17 protein-coding genes, 2 tRNA genes and 3 rRNA genes are annotated in these 22,579 nt (G+C 54.0%); 8 read left to right on the top strand and 14 right to left on the bottom strand.

Features of this window, described 5'->3' with window-relative positions:
- The first annotated feature begins 53 nt into the window (after positions 1 to 53).
- From JRC49_14165 to JRC49_14145, 5 genes are read left to right on the top strand one after another with little or no spacing between them, the layout of a single operon-like run.
- The gene (locus tag JRC49_14165; GenBank protein QTE70912.1) at positions 54 to 833 is read left to right on the top strand and encodes a hypothetical protein; all 780 of its coding nucleotides are present in this window, start codon (positions 54 to 56) and stop codon (positions 831 to 833) included.
- Positions 830 to 1,963, top strand: a complete 1,134-nt coding sequence (locus JRC49_14160) for an FtsW/RodA/SpoVE family cell cycle protein (protein ID QTE70911.1) — start codon at positions 830 to 832, stop codon at positions 1,961 to 1,963. Before JRC49_14165 ends, JRC49_14160 begins: the two co-directional genes overlap by 4 nt.
- A 26-nt stretch (positions 1,964 to 1,989) precedes the next feature.
- Positions 1,990 to 2,280 carry a hypothetical protein gene (locus JRC49_14155; protein QTE70910.1) on the top strand — a complete coding sequence of 97 codons (291 nt, stop codon included), beginning with the start codon at positions 1,990 to 1,992 and terminating at the stop codon, positions 2,278 to 2,280.
- A 26-nt stretch (positions 2,281 to 2,306) separates the two neighbouring features.
- Positions 2,307 to 3,083, top strand: coding sequence for a CHAP domain-containing protein (locus tag JRC49_14150; GenBank protein QTE70909.1), 777 nt, complete (start codon positions 2,307 to 2,309; stop codon positions 3,081 to 3,083).
- Between the two features lie 3 nt (positions 3,084 to 3,086).
- The gene (locus tag JRC49_14145) at positions 3,087 to 3,719 is read left to right on the top strand and encodes a lysoplasmalogenase (GenBank protein ID QTE70908.1); all 633 of its coding nucleotides are present in this window, start codon (positions 3,087 to 3,089) and stop codon (positions 3,717 to 3,719) included.
- 662 nt (positions 3,720 to 4,381) lie between these two features.
- Here JRC49_14145 and rrf read toward each other — a convergent pair.
- The 8 genes from rrf to xth all read right to left on the bottom strand — a co-directional run bounded on the left by rrf (position 4,382) and on the right by xth (position 12,206).
- A 5S ribosomal RNA gene (gene rrf / locus JRC49_14140) occupies positions 4,382 to 4,498 on the bottom strand.
- 106 nt (positions 4,499 to 4,604) lie between these two features.
- Positions 4,605 to 7,500, bottom strand: a 23S ribosomal RNA gene (locus JRC49_14135).
- Positions 7,501 to 7,630: 130 nt separating this feature from the next.
- Positions 7,631 to 7,704: transfer RNA gene (locus tag JRC49_14130), tRNA-Ile, on the bottom strand.
- Positions 7,705 to 7,711: 7 nt separating this feature from the next.
- Positions 7,712 to 7,784: transfer RNA gene (locus tag JRC49_14125), tRNA-Ala, on the bottom strand.
- Positions 7,785 to 7,996: 212 nt separating this feature from the next.
- A 16S ribosomal RNA gene (locus tag JRC49_14120) occupies positions 7,997 to 9,543 on the bottom strand.
- The 16S, 23S and 5S rRNA genes sit together here with 2 tRNA genes alongside, the layout of an rRNA operon.
- A 210-nt stretch (positions 9,544 to 9,753) precedes the next feature.
- Positions 9,754 to 10,284: a hypothetical protein gene (locus JRC49_14115; protein ID QTE70907.1), complete on the bottom strand. Its 531-nt coding sequence runs from the start codon at positions 10,282 to 10,284 to the stop codon at positions 9,754 to 9,756.
- 43 nt (positions 10,285 to 10,327) lie between these two features.
- Positions 10,328 to 11,353 carry an NYN domain-containing protein gene (locus JRC49_14110; GenBank protein ID QTE70906.1) on the bottom strand — a complete coding sequence of 342 codons (1,026 nt, stop codon included), beginning with the start codon at positions 11,351 to 11,353 and terminating at the stop codon, positions 10,328 to 10,330.
- Between the two features lie 91 nt (positions 11,354 to 11,444).
- Complete coding sequence (gene xth, locus JRC49_14105; protein ID QTE72891.1) at positions 11,445 to 12,206, bottom strand: exodeoxyribonuclease III; 762 nt, start codon at positions 12,204 to 12,206, stop codon at positions 11,445 to 11,447.
- Between the two features lie 174 nt (positions 12,207 to 12,380).
- Between xth and JRC49_14100 the strand changes: the two genes are divergently transcribed.
- The 3 genes from JRC49_14100 (at position 12,381) to JRC49_14090 (ending at position 14,396) form a co-directional block, all read left to right on the top strand.
- Positions 12,381 to 13,151: a glycosyltransferase family 2 protein gene (locus tag JRC49_14100; protein ID QTE70905.1), complete on the top strand. Its 771-nt coding sequence runs from the start codon at positions 12,381 to 12,383 to the stop codon at positions 13,149 to 13,151.
- Positions 13,133 to 14,080, top strand: coding sequence for a glycosyltransferase family 2 protein (locus JRC49_14095; protein ID QTE70904.1), 948 nt, complete (start codon positions 13,133 to 13,135; stop codon positions 14,078 to 14,080). Before JRC49_14100 ends, JRC49_14095 begins: the two co-directional genes overlap by 19 nt.
- A 103-nt stretch (positions 14,081 to 14,183) precedes the next feature.
- Entirely contained in the window at positions 14,184 to 14,396 is a 213-nt protein-coding gene (locus JRC49_14090) for a 50S ribosomal protein L28 (protein ID QTE70903.1), read from the top strand.
- Positions 14,397 to 14,711: 315 nt separating this feature from the next.
- Here the strand turns inward: JRC49_14090 and JRC49_14085 are convergent, their stop codons facing one another.
- The 6 genes from JRC49_14085 to metG form a co-directional block, all read right to left on the bottom strand.
- On the bottom strand, positions 14,712 to 15,767 hold the full coding sequence (locus JRC49_14085; GenBank protein ID QTE70902.1) for a polysaccharide pyruvyl transferase family protein: 1,056 nt from the start codon (positions 15,765 to 15,767) through the stop codon (positions 14,712 to 14,714).
- An 18-nt stretch (positions 15,768 to 15,785) separates the two neighbouring features.
- Positions 15,786 to 16,886: a UDP-N-acetylglucosamine 2-epimerase (non-hydrolyzing) gene (gene wecB, locus JRC49_14080; GenBank protein QTE70901.1), complete on the bottom strand. Its 1,101-nt coding sequence runs from the start codon at positions 16,884 to 16,886 to the stop codon at positions 15,786 to 15,788.
- Positions 16,879 to 17,226 carry a hypothetical protein gene (locus JRC49_14075; protein QTE70900.1) on the bottom strand — a complete coding sequence of 116 codons (348 nt, stop codon included), beginning with the start codon at positions 17,224 to 17,226 and terminating at the stop codon, positions 16,879 to 16,881. Before JRC49_14075 ends, wecB begins: the two co-directional genes overlap by 8 nt.
- Positions 17,227 to 17,242: 16 nt before the next feature.
- Positions 17,243 to 19,414 (bottom strand): DNA topoisomerase III, encoded by a 2,172-nt coding sequence (locus tag JRC49_14070; GenBank protein QTE70899.1) that lies wholly within the window; start codon positions 19,412 to 19,414, stop codon positions 17,243 to 17,245.
- A gap of 358 nt (positions 19,415 to 19,772) precedes the next feature.
- Entirely contained in the window at positions 19,773 to 20,543 is a 771-nt protein-coding gene (locus JRC49_14065) for a TatD family hydrolase (GenBank protein QTE70898.1), read from the bottom strand.
- Positions 20,543 to 22,552, bottom strand: coding sequence for a methionine--tRNA ligase (gene metG, locus JRC49_14060; protein ID QTE70897.1), 2,010 nt, complete (start codon positions 22,550 to 22,552; stop codon positions 20,543 to 20,545). The genes JRC49_14065 and metG overlap by 1 nt, the downstream gene beginning before the upstream one ends.
- Positions 22,553 to 22,579: the final 27 nt, after the last annotated feature.

Raw genomic sequence — 22,579 nt, 5'->3', positions numbered from 1 at the left:
CTTTATAATTCTGAATTCTTAATTCTGAATTCTGATTTAAGAAAGGATCATCTATGTTCAGCGTAAGTCCGGAAATCTACTCGGTTCTTTCCCAGGCTTCACGCTGGCTTTTTATTGTTCTTGCGCTCATGCTCCTGTTCCTGGCCTTCTCCTGGCATCATACCGACCGGAAAGAGCGCCGTGACCGATTCAAAAACCTTCCGGGCGCCGGAACTGTGGGTGAACTGGTTGTCCTTTCCGGAAGCGATGAACTGCCCGTGGATACCTGGTTCCCTGTCCCCCGGGAAGGCGTGCTCGGTTCGCTGCGCTCCTGCGATCTCGTCATTCCCTGCCCCGGCGTGAGTTCACATCACCTGGATTTTTCCTGGCAGGATGGAACAGGTCTGCTGATCCGTCCCCGGGTTGGCTGTGAAGTCCTGATCGACGGTGTCCCCGTCACCCGCAGGGGCATGGATATGCCGCTGGTACATGGATCCGTGCTGCAGATCGGCAGTGCCGTACTCAGGCTGCAGCTTTTTGCCGCCCTTTCTCATACTAACCGAACCTTTATTCCCCCGCAGCCTGCCGTCGGTTCCTTCTCTGATCCGATGCCGCAGCCTGTGTCGGTTCCGATGCAGTATCCGCAGGAGCCCATGAATGTGCAGCCTGCTTTCAGCCCGCCTTCCTGGCAGGAACCGGTTCCCCTTCAGATGCCCGTCGAACAGCCTGTTCCGGTTCAGCCGGTTCCTCAGCAAGTCCCGGAACAGCAGCCTGTACAGGAAGTACCGCCGCAGGCGCCTGCTGCCCCGCGCCGTAAACGCGCTGATCGCTGGAAGGAGGACTGGAGCGAATGACAAAGCAAAAATCCTCTGCCCGCTTCCGTTTCAGCGGCGTTATGCTGTTCCTCGCCCTGTTTTTCTTCCTGGTTCCGGCGCTGCAGGCGGGAGATTACAGGCTCTACATGCTTGCCGCAGGCGTCCCCTGCGCCATGCTGCTGTGCTGTACCATCCTTGCCCGGGCTTTCTCCCTCGACAGGCTGATCCTGGCCTTATCTCTCTTCTTCTGTTCCGTAGGGATCGCCTCCCTGGCCATGACTGTACCGGACACGGCCCTGGTTCAGGCTGTCAGCTGCGGCATCGGGATCATTGTCCTGATCGTCGGTGCCATCCTGATCCGTTCCCTGTCCGGTTCCCTGCTCACTGCTATATCCGCGGCCTTCCTCGGCCTGCTTCTGCTGGCCGGAAAGCTGATTGCGCCCACCTTCACCCTGCCGGTCACGCAGCCCGCGCTGGCTCTGCTGCTGATTGCCTTCGCCGTTCTCCTTTCCCGGGAAGGACCGATCTCCGCGGCTGGCCTCGGTATTGCCGCCGCTATCCAGCTGCTGCTCCGGGGTGAAACAGCGGATGCCCTGATCTGGGGACTCACGATCCTGCTGCTCCTCTTTGCAGCCGATGGTCGTCTGCTGGTTGTCCTGCCTTCACTGGCTGCCTTTGTGCTCCTGTTCTACGGCATGTACACAGCCCATACGCCTGCCCTTGTTTCCCAGGAAGCGTTATCTGCGGATACGCTGAAGACCGTCGGGGCCTTGGGAGCGGACCTGCTTCCGGAGGGATTGTCTGTTCCGGAATCCGGTTCCCTTTTCTCCCGCCTGCTCGGCCATTACGGCCTGGTTTTCACCGGCCTGACGGTGCTTCTGTATCTTCCCCTTATCCTGCGCGGAACCACGGTGGCTTCCTGTGCCCGGATGCGTTTTCATGCGATCCTTGCCATGGGAATCTGTCTGCTTCTGGGCTTATACACGCTGTCATCTGTCTTGTCGTTCTTCGGCTTCCTGCCCTTCAGAGGACTGGAAATGCCGCTTATGACAACGTCCCTTCCTTCACTTTGTGCCCATCTCTTCCTCGCTGGGATCCTCTGCGGTATTTCCGGCCGGAACGATTCTGACCTGGCAGAGGATGCCCATCTGGCCATGCTGGCCAAGTGATTTCCCTGAACTGAAAGGACTATTGTATGAAACAGATGCGTTCCCGTTTCCGCCTGCTCACACTGCTGATTGTCTGCGCTTTTCTGTTGACATTTGTGCTGTGCACGGGACACATTCTGAAAACCACCGGGATCTCGCTCTCTTCCCTCTCCCTTCCTGTTCCCGGCCTGTCCGCGTCTCCGGATCCTTCTGTCTCACCGGAAAGCTCTCCGTACCCGGAAAGCACGCCTGATCCCTGGGCAGGTTTTTCGGTCGAAAACACGGTTCCGGGGACTGACAATCCTCCGGAAGAAGAGTATAATGTACTGGGCCTCTGATCCCCTGTGAAAGGAATGAACGACCAATGATAAAGATAAAACGCGCCCTGGCGCTTATGCTTGTTTTGATCCTCTGCTGCTCCACTTCCCTGGCTGCGAAAAAGAAAGCCACGGAATACACAGCCCGGGAGATCACCACGGAAGTTGTCCAGGATATCCCGGCTGAAATCCAGAACATGCTGGACATTGCCTATGAGCAGCTGATTGAAACCGACGGTAAAAACCTGAAGGAAAAGAACAAATACACCAAATGGCGGAACGACTACAAATTTGAGTGGTGCGGCGGTTTCGTTACCTGGTGCATGCTGGAAGCCGGCATCCCTATGGAGGAAAAGAACAAGATTGAAGACGGTGAAGTCGAAGGTCTGTTCCACGTAAAGGAAGCCGGTGTCGGTAAGCTTTATGAAGGATATGCCAAGCTGAACCGGATTACCCGCGTACCCCAGAAGGGCTATATCGCCGTCTACGGCAATGAAGGCTCCGGCGGTTCCACGCCTTTTTATCACGTAGGCCTTGTTTACGATGTGGAGAAGCTTTCCGACGGCATTTACCGGATCACCACCATCGAAGGCAATGTTAAAGGACATACCGTAAAAATGTATGTCCGCGATTACGATCTGAATAAGGCTTCCGACAAAAAGCAGAAACCCAAGGATATGTCCCTTGTTCCACAGGAAGAACGTGACCGTGAGGAAACCAACATCTTCTCCTATGGCTACGCCTATACCAAGAAGAATATGTATATCACGATCTTCCTCATGCCCTGGATCCCGGAAGAATCTCAGGAGTCAACGGAGGAATAATCCATGCTGTGGATGTACGCTGTATGCGCTCTGTCCATCTTTGTCTGCCTTCCCTTCTTTCTGTATTACAAAAAAGCGCTGCACATGAAGCTTGCGGCTGCTTTTAAATCCCTTGGAACCCTCTGTGCGGCAAGTCTTGCGTTGACTGCCGCCATTCGTCTGGATCCGCAGTACTGGATCTGCTTTGCAGCCCTGTTATTTCATGCAATAGCAGACTGGATTCTGGAATTCAACATGTATATCGGCGCCGGCTTCTTCATTGCCGGGCATATCTGCTATATCGGTTTCTTTACCCGGCTCTGCCCGGTTGCAGGCTTCCACCTGATTGCAGCCCTCTGCCTGCTGGGAATCATGGTTTTCCTCCTCTGGCGCTGGCGGAAGCCCATCGGCAAAACCATGCCCCTCATCGCGGTCTATGCCACCATTCTCTGTCTCGCGTCAGCCTGTGCAATCGCCTGTTTCACCATTAATACTCTCCAGGGACAGCTGATCGCCATCGGCGGCGCGCTCTTCTTCATCAGCGACGTGATGATCCTCGCCCGCCTCCTTTTCACCGCCGGCCGTTCTGTCGACTGGCTCATCATGATCACCTACTACGCCGCCCAGCTCCTCTTCGGCCTCTCCTGCCTTATGTAATAAAATAATCACGTTCATATATTATATGAAAACTTAACGGAACGGCCTCCTGATTTTTGAATCATGATCCGTATTTCCTGTCAAGCCTTCGCTAACGCCATTTCATGGGCTTGACAGCAAATCCCGGATCATGAGTGACGATAGACAAGAGGCCGTTCCCTTTTTATGTTCCGTTTATCAATGTACTTGTCATCGGTATAAGTAAAGTATCTTTGCTCTGATGCCTATAAGCATCAGAGCTCTGTGTTCGGTATGGAACAGGGGAGCGAAGGAAGCGGTGACCCAGTGGGTCATTTGCCGTAAGGCAAAAGCGCCCTGAGCGAGTCAACCGAAACGAGCAGAGGGCTGAAGCGCCCCCGCGATGCCCTCTGCGACGATTGAGGTTGCGGGGGGACCTCTTCTTCTCCCCTCTCACCCGTTCCCAAAGACCGACCAAGCCCCCAGCTCGCTTGGATCCCTGCAAGGGATCCGTGAGTGAAACTCGAAGAGTTGAACTCAAAAAGACCAAATGCCTTTTGACTCTGCATATCATGCAAGAAGAAAAAAGGTATTTGGTCTTATCAAAGCGAGCAATATCCTGGTAACGGCCTTTCTTATTTCTCTGAATCTCACAAATAAGGTAAAGAAAAAACCGCTTGTATCAACAAGCGGTTTTCTGTGGAATCCGGCGGCGACCTACTCTCCCGGGCCGTTACCAGCCAAGTACCATCGGCACTGAAGAGCTTAACTTCTGTGTTCGGTATGGGAACAGGTGGGACCTCTTCGTCATTACCACCGGAAATGGTTCAGTGTCCTTGCGCACACTGACAACTGCACAGCTACAATATTCAGGAAAATCTGACCTGTTAGTTTTCTGTTACCTTAATTGGTCTCTGGACCAATCATGAAATCAAGCCCTCGACCTATTAGTATCATCAAGCTCCATGCGTTACCGCACTTCCACCGATGACCTATCTACCTGGTAGTCCTCCAGGGGTCTTACTTGCTTGCGCAATGGGAGTCTTTATCTTGAGGTGGGCTTCACGCTTAGATGCCTTCAGCGTTTATCCCGTCCGCATTTCGCTTCCCTGCTATGCCGTTGGCACGACAACAGTTGCACCAGTGATGCGTCCATTCCGGTCCTCTCGTACTAGGAACAGCTCCTCTCATGACTCCTACGCCCACGATGGATAGGGACCGAACTGTCTCACGACGTTCTGAACCCAGCTCGCGTGCCGCTTTAATTGGCGAACAGCCAAACCCTTGGGACCTGCTTCAGCCCCAGGATGCGACGAGCCGACATCGAGGTGCCAAACCTCCCCGTCGATGTGGACTCTTGGGGGAGATCAGCCTGTTATCCCCGAGGTAGCTTTTATCCGTTAAGCGACGGCTTTTCCACTCAATACCGCCGGATCACTAAGCCCGACTTTCGTCTCTGCTCGAATTGTCACTCTCGCAGTCAGGCACCCTTCTGCCTTTGCACTCTTCGAATGATTTCCATCCATTCTGAGGGTACCTTTGGGCGCCTCCGTTACTCTTTCGGAGGCGACCGCCCCAGTCAAACTGTCCACCTGACACTGTCCATTACCCGGTTTACGGGTCCATGTTAGAATTCCAGTAACAGAAGAGTGGTATCCCAACAGCGGCTCCGCTAAGACCGAAGTCCTAACTTCCAAGCCTCCCACCTATCCTGTGCATCCGTTACCGAAATCCAATATCAGGCTACAGTAAAGCTCTACGGGGTCTTTCCGTCCAGTCGCGGGTAATGGGCATCTTCACCCATACTTCAATTTCACCGGGCCCCCTGTTGAGACAGCGCTCAAATCGTTACACCATTCGTGCGGGTCGGAACTTACCCGACAAGGAATTTCGCTACCTTAGGACCGTTATAGTTACGGCCGCCGTTTACTGGGGCTTCGGTTCGATGCTTCGATTGCTCTAACATGTTCCCTTAACCTTCCAGCACCGGGCAGGTGTCAGCACCTATACGTCAGCTCTCGCTTTCGCAGATACCTGTGTTTTTGCTAAACAGTCGCTTGAGCCTATTCTCTGCGGCCTCTCTCGAGGCACCCCTTATCCCGAAGTTACGGGGTCATTTTGCCGAGTTCCTTAACAAGGGTTCTCCCGTTCGTCTCAGGATTCTCTCCTCGCCCACCTGCGTCGGTTTCCGGTACGGGTACCTTCAGATATACTAGCAGCTTTTCTCGCCAGCGTGAACTCATCTGCTTCCCTACTTGATTTCGGTCCACGTCACACCTCAGCTTAGAGGAACGCGTACTTCACTACGTTCCAACCTCAGTGCTTGTACGGAGTTGACCATCACCCCGCTCAGACTATCCTTCTGTGTCACTGCTTCATTCTTCGGTAGTGCAGGAATATACACCTGCTGTCCATCGCCTACGACTTCCGTCCTCGGCTTAGGCCCCGACTTACCCTGGGTGGATGAACCTTCCCCAGGAAACCTTGGGCTTTCGACGGCGAAGTTTCTCGCTTCGCTCTCGCTACTCATACCGGCATTCTCTCTTCTGTGCGGTCCACCGTGCCTCTCGATACGGCTTCAGCCCCCACAGAACGCTCCTCTACCACGCGCTTGCGCGCATCCATCGCTTCGGTGTCACGTTTTAGCCCCGGACATTTTCGGCGCACAACCACTCGACCAGTGAGCTATTACGCACTCTTTAAATGTGTGGCTGCTTCTGAGCCAACATCCTGGTTGTCTGTGCAATTCCACATCCTTCTCCACTTAACGTGTACTTTGGGACCTTAGCGGTTGATCTGGGGTGTTCCCCTTTTGCCCGCGGAACTTATCTCTCGCGGACTGACTCCCATGGTTTGCATTGTATGGTATTCGCAGTTTGATAGAGTTTGGTAGGATTTGAGTCCCCCGCGCCCATTCAGTGCTCTACCCCCATCAATTATCCATGAGGCTAGCCCTAAAGCTATTTCGAGGAGAACCAGCTATCTCCGGGTTCGATTGGAATTTCTCCCCTATCCACAGCTCATCCCCGCCTTTTTCAACAGACGTCTGGTTCGGTCCTCCATGGGATTTTACTCCCACTTCAACCTGGCCATGGATAGGTCACCCGGTTTCGGGTCTACGTCATGCAACTATCGCCCTATTCAAACTCGCTTTCGCTTCGGCTCCGGACCTTCAGTCCTTAACCTCGCTGCATAACGTAACTCGCCGGTCCGTTCTACAAAAAGTACGAGATCGTACATGGCATGTACTTTCTCTGCTTGTAAACACAGGGTTTCAGGTTCTCTTTCACTCCCCTCCCGGGGTTCTTTTCACCTTTCCCTCACGGTACTATGCGCTATCGGTCACCATATCGTATTTAGGCTTGGATGGTGGTCCACCCTGCTTCCCGCCGGGTTTCACGTGCCCTGCGGTACTCTGGTATCAGTTAGCTGGTTGACTCTTTCGCTTACGGGGCTGTTACCCTCTTTGGCTGAGCTTTCCATCTCTCTTCGGCTAAAGTCTTCCATACACGTTACTGACCCACAACCCCGGGGAGCATGCCCCCCGGTTTGGCCTCTTTCCCGTTCGCTCGCCGCTACTTAGGAAATCTTTAAATTAATTTCTCTTCCTGCGGGTACTTAGATGTTTCAGTTCCCCGCGTGCCCTCCTGTAAGACTATGGATTCATCTTACGGTGACAGGTTCTTCACCTGCCGGGTTTCCCCATTCGGATGTCTACGGATCGGTGCCTGCTTGCGGCTCCCCGTAGCTTATCGCAGCTTGCCACGTCCTTCGTCGGCGTATGGTGCCAGGGCATCCACCCTGTGCTCTTTGTAGCTTGATTTCTCGTCGTTCTTGATCCTGAGACCAATTTAGTAAAATTGTTTTACCTTTAACTGGTCTTTCCTGAATCTTGTTTCTTTGCTGTGCAGTTGTCAAGGTGCGCGTGCCTCTTCTCAAATTGAGAAAGAGTGTGGGTCGCAGTGGACTCGAACCACCGACCTCCCGCTTATCAGGCGGGTGCTCTAACCGACTGAGCTAGCGACCCATGTGAGTGGAGATTAGCGGGATCGAACCGCTGACCTCCTGCTTGCAAGGCAGGCGCTCTCCCAGCTGAGCTAAACCCCCACATAATCGGCACTATTCATTTAAGCTCGGAGCTTCGCGAGCCTTGAAGACGATACAGAGTTTCGCGCGCTGTAAGGAACAGCTCAATTCTTTTTCGAACGTTCGTTGACGTTCCGTTTTGCTTCTTTGAAGCTTTTTAATGACGACCGGTATTAACCAGTCGATCGACCTCGGTTTCGGCGTCCACCTTTCGGCTTCTGCTTTCTCCCTAGAAAGGAGGTGATCCAGCCGCACCTTCCGATACGGCTACCTTGTTACGACTTCACCCCAGTCATTGGTCTTGCCTTAGGCGGCTGGCTCCTTGCGGTTACCTCACCGACTTTGGGCACTCCCAACTCCCATGGTGTGACGGGCGGTGTGTACAAGGCCCGGGAACGTATTCACCGCGGCATGCTGATCCGCGATTACTAGCAACTCCGACTTCATGTGGGCGGGTTGCAGCCCACAATCCGAACTGGGACCACTTTTTTGAGATCCGCTCTCCCTTACGGGTTCGCTCCTCTCTGTGGTGGCCATTGTAGCACGTGTGTAGCCCAGGTCATAAGGGGCATGATGATTTGACGTCGTCCCCACCTTCCTCCGAGTTGTCCCCGGCAGTCTCTTCAGAGTCCTCAGCTTTACCTGTTAGTAACTGAAAATAAGGGTTGCGCTCGTTGCGGGACTTAACCCAACATCTCACGACACGAGCTGACGACAACCATGCACCACCTGTCTCAGTATGAGCAAGCTCACGATGTATCTCTACAAGTTTTACTGGATGTCAAGACCTGGTAAGGTTCTTCGCGTTGCGTCGAATTAAACCACATGCTCCGCTGCTTGTGCGGGCCCCCGTCAATTCCTTTGAGTTTCAACCTTGCGGCCGTACCCCCCAGGCGGAATGCTTATTGTGTTAACTGCGGCACAGAAGGGGTCGATACCCCCTACACCTAGCATTCATCGTTTACAGTGTGGACTACCAGGGTATCTAATCCTGTTTGCTCCCCACACTTTCGCGCCTCAGCGTCAGTTACAGTCCAGTAAGTCGCCTTCGCCACTGGTGTTCCTCCCAATCTCTACGCATTTCACCGCTACACTGGGAATTCCACTTACCTCTCCTGCACTCAAGCCCGACAGTATCCAAAGCAATTCCCACCTTAAAAGCAGGACTTTCACTCCAGACTTACCGGGCCGCCTACGCGCCCTTTACGCCCAATCATTCCGGACAACGCTCGCCCCCTACGTATTACCGCGGCTGCTGGCACGTAGTTAGCCGGGGCTTCCTCCTTGGCTACCGTCTCTTTCTCTTCACCAAGGACAGAGGTTTACGATCCGAAAACCTTCTTCCCTCACGCGGCGTTGCTGGGTCAGGGTTTCCCCCATTGCCCAATATTCCCCACTGCTGCCTCCCGTAGGAGTTTGGGCCGTGTCTCAGTCCCAATGTGGCCGATCACCCTCTCAGGTCGGCTACCGATCGTCGACTTGGTGGGCCATTACCTCACCAACTATCTAATCGGACGCGAGCCCACCCCTTACCGGATTGCTCCTTTGACCCCTAAGTGATGTCACTCTGTGGTCTTATGCGGTATTAGTACAACTTTCGCTGTGTTATCCCCCTGTAAGGGACAGGTTGCTCACGCGTTACTCACCCGTCCGCCGCTAGAACATTACATCTTCAAATTCAACCGAAGTCTTCAAATCCGTCGCAATGTCCCCGCTCGACTTGCATGTGTTAGGCACGCCGCCAGCGTTCGTCCTGAGCCAGGATCAAACTCTTCCGTTTAATCCTTAAACATCTTTCGATGCTAAACTCTTTGGAATCTTCGCTGTCTTTTCCTTATTGCGCGTTTATTATCTCTGTATCGTTTTCAAGGTTCGCTTCGCTCTTTTCCTTTGCGATCTCTCGCAAGCGAGCTTGGATAGAATAACAAAGAGCAAGCCATTTGTCAAGCACTTTTTCTCATTTTTTTCTGAAAAAGTTTTTGGTGCTCTGTTATCTGGCTGAAGTCAGTGTTTTGATCTTCCACTGGCCGTTCTCCCGGGTCAGGTATGCCCGGTATTCCGCGTCCTGCCATGCAGGCGGATAGAGGGCTTCGTTTCCCTCTTTTGCGATCACTTCATCTGCCTTGCTGCCCTTGACCCGGCCGTCGATCCGCGGAATCTTTTCCTTAATGGTAAGCCTCACGGAATTTTCCCAGGGCCAGACCCACATAAATCCCATTTCCAGGCGGTGGTCAATACCGCGTACGTTGTAATTCTCATAGGGGGAATTCCCTTCATCCGCAGCTCTCACAGCATTGTCGTTTTCCAGGCAGCCTGTCTGGAAATACTTATCCAGTTCTTTCCGGTTGTTTTCCATCCCCATGATGTACTTTGCCCGGTTTGCCATGCCGTCCTTCAGAACAATCTGAATATTGCTGAGATTCATCGTGTAATAGAATACTGTCATGATCAATCCCAGAATCAGGCAGAGAACCAGCAGCCGGTTCGCAAAAAACCATACGATCCGACGAAGATATTTCATGGCTGTTCTCCTTTCATGAAGGTTTCATCTGTTGATACCGGTATCAGAGCAGTTTGATCAGCATGGTTTTCTGTTCGTCCATTTCCACAATGACCAGGCCGTCTTTCTCCAGCTGCTTCATCACGTCAGAAAAACGCTTGAATCCGATCGCCCGCTCGGTAAAGTCCGGATAAGCCGTAATGATGTCCGCCTTCAGGATGGAAGGATTGACTCTGTCAAATCCTCCCTCTTTATAAGCACGAATCTGGGCGGCAAAAGCTTCCTTCCAGTTTTCGCGGGTCAGCTGCGGAATGGTTTCTCCGTTGTCACTGGCGCTGTTCAGGCCGACCATGACGTTGAAGTTGTCATTATGTACCCGCAGGTCGCCGAATCGGTTTGCCAGCTTTGTCAGCAGCTTGAAGAAGGTGGCACAGCCATAAGCCTTTTCATTGAAGTCCGGGCGCAGTCGCAGCAGGGTTTCCTTCAGTTCGCTGGCATAGATTTCATCCTGATCCTGTTCTTCCAGCACGGTGGTCAGCAGCTTATTCAGCTCGCTCTCATCCGCCGCTTCCTCTGTGGAGACGCTGGCCTTCTGGCGCTTCGGCTTCTCCACGTTGCGCTTGCCGACAGATTCCAGGAACTGGAATTCATTGCACGCGTTGATAAAGATGTTGCTGGCAGCCTCACTGCGGCTGATGCCCAGCACAAACTTACCCATGCTCTTCAGCTTTCCGACCAGCGGGGTATAGTCGCTGTCACCGGACACAATGCAGAAGCTGTCGATGAGTTCGTTCTTATAGGCCACCTCAAGCGCGTCAATCACCAGCTGGATATCCGCGTTGTTCTTCTGGCTGATTCCATAGCGCAGGCTCGGCACAACCGTGAATGTATTGCTCAGCAGCACTTCCTTCAGGTCGCCGAATTTATCCGTATAGCCGTAAACCTTTCCCAGCAGGATGTCGCCGCGGATCTTAACTTTTTCAAGAATGCTCCGAAGGGTAGCAACCTTCGCGCCGCAGTTCTCCAGGTCAACAAAAACAGCAAATTTACTCAGAAAAAAACCTTCTTCCTTAAAGCCGCTTTCTTCCATTCCGGGAAAGCAGCAGCAGTCTCATACAGTATCCCGGCGTCAGGCCGCCGGTTCTGTCAGTATATCATCTGTCAGCTGAAATAACCAGACCTCAGTCATTCCGGAGCATCAGCTCCACCGGACAGTGATCTGATCCGAAAACCTCCTGATGAATACCGGCGCTCTCCAGCCGGTCTTTCAGACGATCTGAAACAATGAAATAGTCTATACGCCACCCAGCGTTCTTTTCCCGGGCATGGAAGCGATAGCTCCACCAGCTGTATTCATCCCTTGCGTCCGGATGGAACCAGCGGAAAGTATCCACAAACCCGCTGCTCAGAAGGTGGGTCATCTTGTCCCGTTCCTCCTGGGTGAAACCCGCGTTATGCTGGTTGCTCTTCGGATTCTTCAGGTCTATCTCCTGGTGTGCCACATTCAGGTCGCCGCAGAAGATCACCGGCTTCTCACTGTCCAGTTTTTGGATATAGGCAAGGAACGCGTCCTCCCACTCCATCCGGTACGGCAGTCTTGCGAGTCCGTCCTGGGAGTTAGGCGTATAAACTGTCAGGAAATAGAACCCGGGAAACTCCAGGGTGATGACCCGGCCTTCATGATCAAAAGCGTCCGTCCCGATTCCGTAGCGGACAGACAGCGGCTCCTGCCGGGTAAAAACAGCGGTACCGGAATAGCCCTTTTTCTCCGCGTAATTCCAGTACTGATGATAGCCGGGAAGATCCATATCGATCTGGCCTTCCTGCAGCTTGGTTTCCTGCAGGCAGAAAATATCGGCGTCCAGTGCGGCAAAAGTTTCCATAAAGCCCTTGCCCATCACAGCGCGCAGTCCATTCACATTCCAGGATATCAGTTTCATGATCGTTTCACTCCGTACTCTTTTAATCCTTGATCCCGCTCCGGTATTCTACCATAAGTTATCGGAGCATGACAATCAGGTGCGGTTTGCTGTTTATGCCTGTCCCGTTATGGACAAATCTTTCCGTAACCTGTAAAATACAGGTATTGAAAACGATGAATTCCGGAGGCTTTTCAGATGGCTTCGATTCTTTCTGCCTGCCTGGTGCTTTACCATTGTGGCGATGAGCTGACCCACGCCCTGAGATGTATTCAGAACGCCGATGTGGATGTGGACGTCTACCTGGCGGATAACACACCGGATGATCCCACCGCCGAAAAAGCCGAATGGCTGTTCCCGGGTGTGACCGTTCTCCCCCAGAAGTCAAACATTGGCTTCGGTCGTGCCAACAACGCGGTGCTTCCCCATCTCCAGAGCAAATACCATCTGATCATGAACCCGGACGTTACCTTCGAGCCTTCCCTGCTCAGCCGGATGATTATGTACATGGAAGCCCATCCCAACATCGCGATCCTGACGCCCCGCGTGCTGAATGAAGACGGCTCCGAGCAGTATCTTCCGAAAAAGCGGATTTCCGTCCATTACCTTCTGGGCGGCCTGCTTGAAAACTATGGCAAACTCTTCCGCCGCTGGCGCGCGGACTTCACCATGGCGGACATGGACATCCGCTATCCTGTCCCCGTAGAATTCGCCACAGGCTGCTTCCTGTTCATCCGTACTGAGATCTTCAAAAAGCTGGAAGGTTTCGATCCCCGTTTCTTCCTATACCAGGAGGATTCCGACCTGAGCCGCCGTATTCTGGAAGAACGCCTTGGCAGTATCGTTTATCATCCTGAAATGTGCGTCACCCACCGCTGGGCCCGTGAAAATACCCGCACCTTCAAAGGACGCATGCGTCAGATGGTTTCTGTGTTCAAGTATTTCCTGAAATGGGGGATCACGTGGTGAAAACCTCCGTATTATTGACCGCCTACAACGGAAGCAATCATCTCCCGGTACTGCTGGAGTCGCTTGCCGCCCAGACAGACCGGGATTTTACCGTGCTGATGCAGGATGACGGTTCCTCTGATGAAACGCCTTCCCTGCTCAGTGCCGTTTCTGAGCACGACAACCGTTTTGTTTTCGGCAATGAACAAGGCCGTCATCTGGGCGCCGCCGGAAATTTCCTTTCCCTGCTCCGTCAGTCCGACGCGGATTATGTCCTGCTCTGTGACCAGGATGATTTCTGGGAAGAGAACAAAATTGCTGTACTGAAGCAGGCCATCCAGGATCTGGAAGCGCAGTACGGGACTGACACTCCCCTGCTGGTTCATTCCGACTGTTCCCTGGTCAATGAATCCGGCGAACAAATCGGCGACAGCTTCTTCCGTCATCAGGGATGGGATCCGGCCGCCGTCACGCTGCCGCAGCTGCTGGTGCAGAACAACGTGACCGGATGCACCCTGATCATGAATGCCGCTCTGCGGAAGCTTGTTTCGGAACACGCTGTCGCAAAGGATCTGTTTATGCATGACTGGTTCATCGCGCTGACCGCCGCGGCCTTCGGCCGGATTGCCTATGTAAACCGCCCCCTGACCCGTTACCGTCAGCATGGCGATAATGCCATCGGTGCCAGCGCACAATCGCTGCTGTCCCGCGGGGTCTCCGCCCTGCGCAACCGTCAGGATGCCAGGCGCAGGATCCTGCTCACCTATACCCATACCGCCGTTTTCAGAAAACTTTACGGAGAGGATCTTCCTGACGAAGCCCGCAAGGTTGTCGATGATTATCTGGCCACCCGTCATATGCACAAGATTTCCCGTGTTCTGGCTGTCCGGCGCATGGGCTGCGTCATGCAGAGTCCTGTCACCCGGCTGGGACAATTGCTTTTCGGTTAGCAGAATTCAATTGAAAGAATTCAAAAAACCGCTTGCATTTTGTTTCATGGCGTGATATCATAGCAAGGCTTGATGTGTAACTCCAACGAGGAGGATGATTTCCATGGGTAAGTTTTGTGAGATTTGTGAGAAGGGCACGCTGAACGGCAACAACGTCAGCCATTCCAACCGCAAGAGCCATCGCATCTGGGCGCCCAATGTGCAGAGCGTTCGCGTGATGGTCAATGGCACCGCTAAGCGGATGAATGTGTGCACCCGTTGCCTGCGCAGCGGCAATGTGCAGCGCGCACTGCCCAAGGTCCACGAAGAGGCCTGAGCCCTTAAGAATCACAATTAACCCGTCTGTAGTGCAACAGACGGGTTTTCTTTTATCTGTTTCTCCGAAACAGATAAAACACTCTTCACTTTACACTCTTCACTCTGTCACTTAGATAATAAAAAACGATAATGCTTAGATTTTTCTCCACAGCATATCTGTGGTCATTGGTTTAACACTCTGTCACATTCGCCCTTTGGGCGAATATATCATATCGGCATTAAGCCGATATATCACATTGAGCCGCGGAATATCCGCGGCTCAATATATCATATTTGTCGAAGACAAATATATCATAGCAAAACGCATAAGGCTTCAGGCCTTATGCGTTTTGCACATGGCTCTCCTGAGCCATTCTCTTCCCTCTTCCCTCAGTTCATCCATTCCCTTTTCCTTGATCACCCTGAGGAATTGGTCCACCCGGCTGTTCTTGCTTTCCGGATCATCTTCCCGGTAACGGCGGCACACTTCCGTCCGTGTGCCGAATATCGTCCCGAATACCAGCCCGTGGAAACTGTCCGTGCAGAAGCAGGCCGCGTTCCGGACCGCGCCCAGGAATTCTTCCGGACCGGCTCCGTCCAGCAGTTCATAGCCGCTGCGATAGCTCTCCGCGGTAACCGGCATCACCAGCACCCGCAGTCCCGTCTCTGCCTGCAGCTGACGTACCCGGTTCCAATAGTCCGCGTTCTCGCCGATAAAGTAGCAAAGCAGGTACGGTTCTCCTGCCGGAGCTTCTCCCGCGATCCCGTTCCATTCGTCCCGGGTCAGCAGGCAGACCGGATCCGGCATAACGTCTGCCTTCAGGCCGGTCATCTGTTCCAGCAGCTCGGCGCCTTCCTGTTCCCGGACCGAAATTGCCCGGAAGTTCTTTGTCCATCGTTTGATTTTCCGGATCTTGGAAGCTTTCGGAAGCCTGCTGATTCCCAGGCTGGCCGCATAGGCAATCTTATTCTTCTCATTCCCCGCAAAAGTCAGGAAATAAGCAGGGTTCAGCCAGACCGGATTCCATATCTGGTCGCTGCCGCACACCAGCAGGTCGCAGTTTTCGCTTTCCCGCCGCAGATCCTTCCGGTTCCGGCAGGGCGCTGAAAGCTGCATTCTTTTCCTGTAAAAAGCGGGAATGGCTTCGCTCTTACGGCGTGCACCGCTCTGATCCGCCCGGACGCTGCGCTTACGGATACCATCCAGGATCAGCTTCAGGTCGTTGCCGCTGGTCAGCAGATTCCATATTTTTTCTTTTCTGTCCGGTTCATAATCCAGGTGCAGGCATTCGCAACCCAGTTCCCGGAGGGCACGCTGCAGCGCGTAAGCCTGCAGCGAGGAACCGTAATTGTTGTTATGCAGAAAAGTTATGATCCCTGCCCGGGCCATCTTCTCTCACTCCGTCCGTTACTGTTCGCCGGTCAGGATATCCGCAATCCGTTCACAGGCGTGTCCGTCTCCGTAGGGGTTCTCCGCATGTGCCATCTGATCATATGCCTGCCGGTCATCCAGGAGTCTGGTAAACTCCCGGTAAATCGTCTCTTCATTCGTTCCCACAAGCTTCAGCGTGCCGGCCTGGATACCTTCCGGCCGTTCAGTCGTGTCACGCATTACCAGCACCGGTTTGCCCAGGCTCGGCGCTTCCTCCTGGATGCCGCCGCTGTCTGTCAGGATCAGGTAACTTCGTGCCATCAGGTTATGGCAATCCAGCACCTCCAGCGGCTCTGTCAGCCGGATCCGTTCGCATCCGCTCAATTCCGCGTCCGCCGCTTCCCGCACAACGGGATTCATATGAATGGGATACAGTGCCTTCACGTCTTCATGTTCCTCAATCACCCGCCGGATGGCACGGAACATGGCATGCATGGGCTCTCCCAGGTTTTCCCGCCGGTGGGCTGTCAGCAGGATCAGCCTGCTGTCTCCGGCCCATTCCAGGTCCGGATGGGTGAAGTTCTCCCTTACGGTAGTCTTCAGCGCGTCAATCACCGTATTACCCGTCACATAGATCGATTCCGGCTTCTTGCCTTCCCTGATCAGGTTGTCCCGGCTCAGGGGTGTGGGAGCAAAGTTCCAGTTCGCCAGGATGGATACGCACTGGCGGTTAAACTCCTCCGGATAGGGAGAAAGCAGATTATAGGTTCTCAGGCCGGCTTCCACATGGCCCACCGGAATCTGCAGATAAAAGCAGGCCAGTGCCGCCGCGAAAGTGGTGCTTGTATCTCCATGCACAAGAACCGCGTCCGGCTTTTCCTTCTCCAGCACGTCCTTCATGCCCTGCAGCACCCGTGTGGTGATGTCAAACAGGGTCTGGCGCTGCTGCATGATTGCCAGGTCATAGTCCGGCTTCACGTCGAAGGCGTCCAGCACCTGCTGCAGCATGCCCTTGTGCTGTCCTGTGACGCACACCAGGGTTTCAACACTCTTCCGGGTCTTCAGTTCCTTGACCAGGGGACACATCTTGATTGCTTCCGGCCGGGTGCCGAAAACCAGCATAATCTTCTTACTCATCGTCCCAGTCCACCAGTCCTTTGGATTCGAGATATTCCTGCTGATAATCCATGAAGTCATCCACCAGCGAGGCAAGCTTGACAGCTTTCACCGGATCCAGCTTGTTCTGCTCTGCCAGTTTTTCCACCATATACTCGAAGGCTTCGTCATCCTCATAGTATTCGGTACCGGCGTTCCCGTTCTCATCGATCACATGATGCTCATGCATATACGCCATATCAGCATCGATCGCCTGGCTGATCAGCTCCGGCAGGCAATCCGCCAGTTCCGGATGATCCTTTGTGTGAATTCTGGCCTGGATAAATTCCAGTGCCTCCTGCTTGTCATACCCGTTCATCATAGTGCATCATCCTTTCTCAGCGCTGTTTGATATAAACCATGGGCCGGTCCACGGAAGGCCGTTCGCTGCCATTCGGATAGAACAGCAGATGACCCTCCTTGATCATCAGGATTCCCGTGGAACCCTGCAGTTGTTTTTTCTCCAGCAGCAGCTGCACCAGTTTCCCGGTCAGCGCAGGCCCGCCGCCCTTTTCCAGACAGTCTTTCCAAAGGGTGAAGTTGCAGCCCTTCTCGGTGCAGCCAAAGGCCCTGCCGTTTTCCCGGACTCCGCCTTTACCGCACACGGGACAGACCGTTCCGGGCAGCGGAGCCGCCGTGATTTTCTTCTTTCCGCCGCCTTTACCGTATTTGCGTTCTTCTGCCGGGAAGCTTACAGCCGCGGCGGTATTTCGTGCATAGTCTACCAGAAAGCTGCTCATCCGGGCAATTCCGTCCATAAAACGCTGCGGATCCTGCGCTCCGTCCGTGATATCATGCAGAGCCAGTTCCCAGCGTCCTGTCAGTTCCGGACTGGAAAGCTCACCCGGGACCACGTCGATCAGCATAACGCCCTTGTCTGTGGCCTGCAGGGTTTTACCCTTCCGCTGTGCGTACCCGACCTTCAGCAGCCGCTCAATGATAGCTGCCCGGGTGGCCGGCGTACCAATGCCGCTTCCCTTCATCTGCCGGACCAGCTCTTCATCATCCAGTTCCTTGCCTGCGGTTTCCATGGCTGCCAGCAGACTGGCGTCCGTATGGGGTGCCGGCGGTTTTGTCTTGTCTTCCTTGATCTTCGTACCGCGGACCGGCCTGGTATCCCCTTCCTGCAGGGGCGGCAGCGGATTTTCGCTTTCCCCTTCCTCAGCCGTCTTCTTCTTGGCCTTCGGCGGGTTCTCCAGCGGCGGCACGTCATGCCATCCGTTGTTCACAATCACTTTGCCGGTAGTGCGGAACAGATGTTCCTCCACCTTCGTGACAATCTTCGTCGCGTCATAGTCACAGGCCGGATAGAAGGCTGCCAGCAGCCGCCGTGCCACCATGTCGTACAGTTTCCGTTCATCTTCGCTGAATTTGGACGGATCAGACCGCTTGGCGGTGGGAATAATGGCATGATGGTCCGTTACCTTCGTCTGGTCAATGGTCCGTTTGCTCACCGGCAGTTTTCCACCGGGCAGCGCACCCGGCACAAACTTCTGGTAGGCTTCGGGCAGCAGCTTCATGGTCTGCACCACCCGCGGGATCATATCCGGCGGAAGGAAACGGCTGTCCGTACGGGGATAAGTCAGCGCCTTGTGTTTCTCATACAGGCTCTGGGCCGTTTTCAGCGTTTTATCCGCGGTAAAGCCCAGCATACGGTTGGCATCCCGCTGCAGGCTGGTCAGGTCATACAGTTGCGGCGGAAGTTCCTTCTTCCGGATGGTTTCCGCCTGGATTACGGTACCTGTCTTATCCTTCACTTCTGCGGCAATCTTTTCCGCGTCTTCTTTTTCCTTCAGGTGAGTATCCGGATCCAGTTTTTCAGAAAAATATACGCCGCTGTAATCGCCGAAATCGGCAGTCAGCGTACTGAAACCTTCCGGCTTGAAGTTCTCAATTTCCTTCCGGCGCTTCACCAGGATCGCCAGCGTCGGCGTCTGTACCCGGCCGATAGACAGAAGCGTATTGTATTTCAGCGTAAAGGCCCGGCTGGCGTTCATGCCGACCAGCCAGTCCGCTTTGCTCCGGCACCGGGCACTCTCATACAGACCGTCATAGTCCGCGCCCGGCCGGATATCCCGGAATCCTTCTGTAATGGCTTCATCTGTCATCGATGAGATCCACAGGCGCTGGAAAGGCTTTGTACAGCCGGCTTTTTCATAGATATACCGGAAAATCAGTTCGCCTTCCCGCCCGGCATCTGTTGCGCAAATCAGCGAATCTGTCTCTTTATCATTAATCAGCTTTTTGACCCTGCTGAATTGATCCCTGGTTGTGGAAATCACTTTCAGGGGAATGGTTTCCGGCAGGATGGGCAGCGTCGCGAAGGACCACTTTTCATACTTCGGATCCAGTTCGTTCGGCTCAACCAGTGTCACCAGATGCCCCACAGCCCAGGTAACGATGTACCGGTCCCCGATCAGGCATCCGTCACCGCCTGTCCGGCAGCCGAGTACCCGTGCAATATCTCTTCCCACACTGGGCTTCTCGGCAACCACCACAATCTTTCCCATGACGCACCTCCAACCATAATATATTAGCACATTCATAGGCATTTGCCTATGAATATTCGGCAGAAGTCTGCACCTTCTGCCGAAATGATATATTTTGACTTCGTCAAAATGTGATATATTGGGCTGACGCCCAATATGATATTTTTGCCTTCGGCAAAAGTGATATATTCGTCTTCGACGAATGTTTTATATACTCAACCAGTTATTTATCTCTTCGCACCCGTATAGCGCCTTGTTCACGCTAATCATCACTTTCGCCGAAGGCTCAATATATCACGTTTGCCAAAGGCAAACATATCATTCGTCCGCCTGCGGACGAAAAAGAACGGCCTTCTCTGCCGGGAAGACCGTTCTTTAATTACTCAAGCCCGTATACTTTTTTCGCATTCTCTGTCGTATATTCCGCCACTTCTTCGGGTTTTTCTCCCCGTATTTCCGCCAGCTTCATACCGACATACCGGACGTTCGCCGGTTCGTTCCGCCGTCCCCTGACCGGTTCCGGCGCCATGTAGGGGCTGTCGGTTTCGATCAGCAGCCGGTCCTGCGGAACAATCCGGCAGGCTTCCTGCAGCTTCGGTGCCTTTTTGAAGGTCAGCGGGCCCGCAAAGGAGATGTAGTACCCAAGTTTCAGGTACTCTTTCGCGATTTCCGCACTTCCGGAGAAGCAGTGGATGATCCCGCCGGTCAGTTTTGCCTTCATGCCTTTCATGATTTCCAGCATTTCAGCATGTGCATCCCGGATATGATAGGCCACGGGTGCTTTCAGTTCCCATGCCAGCTCCATCTGTCGAATGCAGACTTCCCGCTGGATTCCCCTGGGGCTGTGGTCGTAGTAGAAGTCCAGCCCGATCTCGCCGATGGCTTTGATCTTTCCCTTCCGGTACCAGTCCGCCATCTCCGCGAGATCTTCCTCCCGGAAGCCCTTGGCTTCATGGGGGTGGATACCGCCGACGGCGATGGCTCCCGCGTGTTCCCGGGCAAACCGGATGGCCCGCCGGGAGGTTTCCATATCGGAGCCTATCACCGCGTACCGGGTAATGCCGTGCTCCGCCATACGGGCAAGTGCTTCTTCCCGGTCTTCATCAAAGGCTTCTTCATCCACATGGCAGTGGCTGTCAAACCATTCCATCATCCGATCAGGGCGCCGTCTTCAACGCCTTCTCCGACAGAGACCAGCCTAAGGTTGCCGTTATCGTCCAGGGCGGACAGGATCATGCCCTGGCTTTCGATGCCGGCCAGCTTGGCAGGCTTGAGGTTGGTGATTACCGCCACCTGGGTTCCTACCAGGGTTTCCGGCTCATACCATTTCTGGATGCCGCTGACCACGGTGCGTTCTCCGTCTTTGCCCAGTCCCAGGCGGAACTTCAGCAGTTTGGTGCTCTTCTCTACCTTTTCACAGGCCAGCACGCGGGCCACCTGGATCTTGCACTTGAAGAAATCATTGATATCGATCTCAGCAGGATATTCCGGTTCTTCGTGCTTCTTTTCAGCCTTCTGTTCCTTCTTCTGCTGCTTTTCCTCAGCTTTGGCAGCCTTCTTTTCTTCCTTGCCGCCGGCCAGGGCTTCCAGTTCCTTGTTCACGTCAATCCGCGGGAACAGGGCTTCACCCTTCTGCACCTTGGTACCGGCAGGCAGCAGTCCGAAGGCCTTCAGGCTGTCCCAGGTCTTCAGGCTGTCATCCGTAACACCCAGCTGAGCGAAGATGCGGGCGGGTGTAGAGGGCATGAAGGGTCCGATCAGCACAGCAGCAAACCGTACGCATTCCGCCAGGGTCAGCATCACGTTTGCCAGCCGGTCCTTCTTCTCCGGATCCTTGCCCAGGACCCAGGGCTGGGTCAGGTCAATATACTTGTTGCATTCGCCGATGACTTTCCATACTTCCGCCAGAGCCTGGGAGAACTGCAGTTTATCCATCTGCTCGTCCACCAGTTTCGGCAGGGCGGCACAGTGCTCCTGCAGGGGGGTATCCAGTTCAGCGTCCACTGCGTCTGTCCAGGCGGGCAGGATGCCGTCAAAATACTTCTCGATCATCGCCACGGTCCGGCTGACCAGGTTGCCCAGGTCGTTCGCCAGGTCCGCATTCATGCGGGTCAGGAAGGATTCATTGGTGTAGTTCCCGTCCGCTCCGAAGGGCATTTCCCTCATCAGGTAATAGCGGAGCGGATCCACGCCGTAACGGGCCACAATGGGGCCGGGATAGACCACATTGCCCTTTGACTTGCTCATCCGGTCCGCGCCGAACAGCAGCCAGCCGTGGCCGAATACCTGCTTCGGCAGCGGCAGGCCCAGAGCATGCAGCATGATCGGCCAGTAAATGGTGTGGAAACGAACAATTTCCTTACCTACCAGGTGGATATCCGCCGGCCAGTACTTCCTGAACAGTTCATCATGATCCGTGCCGTATCCCAGCGCGGTGATGTAGTTGCTCAGCGCGTCAATCCAGACGTACACAGTGTGCTTCTCATCGAAATCCACCGGAACACCCCACTTGACGCTGGTACGGCTCACGCACAGGTCCTGAAGGCCTGGACGCAGGAAATTGGTCAGCATTTCGTTTGCCCGCTTGGCAGGCTGGATAAAGTCCGGATGGGTTTCGATATAGTCAATGAGCCAGTCCTGGTATTTGCTCATCTTGAAGAAATAGCTTTCTTCCTTCATGGGCTGGCAGGGACGTCCGCAGTCGGGGCAGACCTTCACCCCGTCCTTTTCCACCAGCTGGGTGGGCGTCCAGAAACTTTCGCAGGGAGTGCAGTACATACCCTCATACTCAGCCTTATAGATGTCCCCCTGCTCATAGAACTGGCGGAAGATTTTCTGCACAACCTTGGTATGACGTTCTTCGGTGGTGCGGATAAAGTCATCATACTGGATGTCCATGAGCTTCCAGAGATCCTGCGTCTCCGCGACGATCTTGTCCACATACTGGATCGGGGTAACGCCGGCTTCCGCCGCCTTCTTCTCGATCTTCTGGCCATGCTCGTCCGTACCGGTCAGGAAATAGGTGTCATAGCCCTGCATCTTCTTGAACCGGGTCATGGTATCAGCCGCCACAGTGGTATAGGTGTGGCCGATGGTCATGTTGCCGGACGGATAATAGATCGGCGTGGTGATGTAGAACGTCTTTTTGGTCTCACTCATGGTTCATTCCTCCATCATAATTGACTA

This window comes from Clostridiales bacterium FE2011, assembly GCA_017569305.1.
Classification (GTDB): Bacteria; Bacillota; Clostridia; order Christensenellales; family Aristaeellaceae; genus Aristaeella.
The sequence above is the reverse complement of the archived record's forward strand: the minus strand, read 5'-3'. Positions and strand labels throughout refer to the sequence as shown.